Origin of the sequence: Bacillus cereus group sp. BfR-BA-01524 (assembly GCF_022662595.1) — a bacterium.
GTDB lineage: Bacteria > Bacillota > Bacilli > Bacillales > Bacillaceae_G > Bacillus_A > Bacillus_A thuringiensis_S.
The window spans coordinates 1-1363 of the sequence record NZ_JAKUDW010000232.1; the positions used below are offsets into that span (position 1 = coordinate 1).

Below are 1363 nucleotides of genomic sequence, written 5' to 3' on the forward strand. Positions count from 1 at the left end.
ATTAATTCACAATAATTCGGATGGGAACTATAGAGTCGGGAGACATGGTTCACATTATCCTTATAGCATTTACATGGAACCTGCTTTTATTTTTAAATTTTTTTATAGTCCATGGAACGATGCAATGAAAAAACGAAAATTGCAAATTGGACCGACCCTTTCTCAACATAGTGTACGGCGTGGATTAGGTTCTCATCACTTAACAACAATTGAAAAATTAGAAAAAAAATATAAATACTATGCAACCTTAACTACGGACCTCCGGTTATTCTCAGAATACCAAACTATATTTCCTGACCTTTGTACTTAATGTCATAAATATTTAGTTTCTACATCCATCCGTTTTTTATTAATCTACCTACTCCAACTAACTACTTTTCTCTAGTAGAAATCTGATTTGGGACTCTTGCTGCACGCAGATTCCCCTTATTTAATCTCGTATCACCAGCCTATAATCTTTCATACCGTTTCTTAAAAAATAAAATCAAAACTAATGTTTTAAGAGTTATGGCCTTATTTTTTCCTATTATTCACTTTAAAATCTTTTTATAATAATATTGAAAAATACGGTATAATATAAATTACTGTTATTTAGGAGGGTCATAATGTCTGATAAGTATAAATTTTTCATTCTTATTGTTACTGCATTTTTTTCTTTCTTTTCCTTAATAAAAGATTTCCGTAACACTTCAAAAAGTTTCTTTTGGGGTAGTTTTGTAATTCTTACAAGCTTCATAATACTTTTAACACTCGCTTTAGATTTAACTCAAATACTCCTATATTCCACGCAAATAGCGCTTGAGATTATTACAATACCACGTAAACTTTTTCTACCATCTGTCACTGAAGCCGCTAGTATTTGCTAACAAAGTATTTTAATTTTCTTATGCATGCCAAAATATATTTTGGTAAATTTGACACACATTTATATCAAACAAGCATATTTTATTGTATGGTGACTATCTAATAATACAAATTTTAAATTTTTATAAGATCTTTTTATTTTTAATTAAAAATTTACAACATTCTAAAACAGTATGCACATAATATCCTCAATTCCCTTTTTCAACATGAAACTTGTCTCAGAGCGCCTTTAAAAGCGCTCTTTATCTTTAATAAAGGTTTTATTAAAATTTAGGTTAAAAATTAATACCCTATAGTCATGATAGCTATTTACTGTTTCCAAAATAAGTTGCATTAATAATATAGAAATGAAATACCTATAAAAATTATTACTTTACTATTTCTTTAAACATGCTAGTGAGGTGATTTCGATAGATTATCAAAACAAAGATATGTTCATTAACTTTTCACTTTTAGATATTAACCGTATTATTCTCCCACATTCTCCTACTGGACCTAC

General features: G+C 28.5%; 1 protein-coding gene and 1 pseudogene. Both read left to right on the top strand.

Features of this window, described 5'->3' with window-relative positions; all coding sequences use genetic code 11:
- A pseudogene (locus MR170_RS30620) lies at positions 1 to 310 on the top strand (glycosyltransferase family 2 protein); the annotation flags it as partial.
- Positions 311 to 605: 295 nt separating this feature from the next.
- Positions 606 to 866 (top strand): hypothetical protein, encoded by a 261-nt coding sequence (locus tag MR170_RS30625; RefSeq protein WP_016081658.1) that lies wholly within the window; start codon positions 606 to 608, stop codon positions 864 to 866.
- Positions 867 to 1363: the final 497 nt, after the last annotated feature.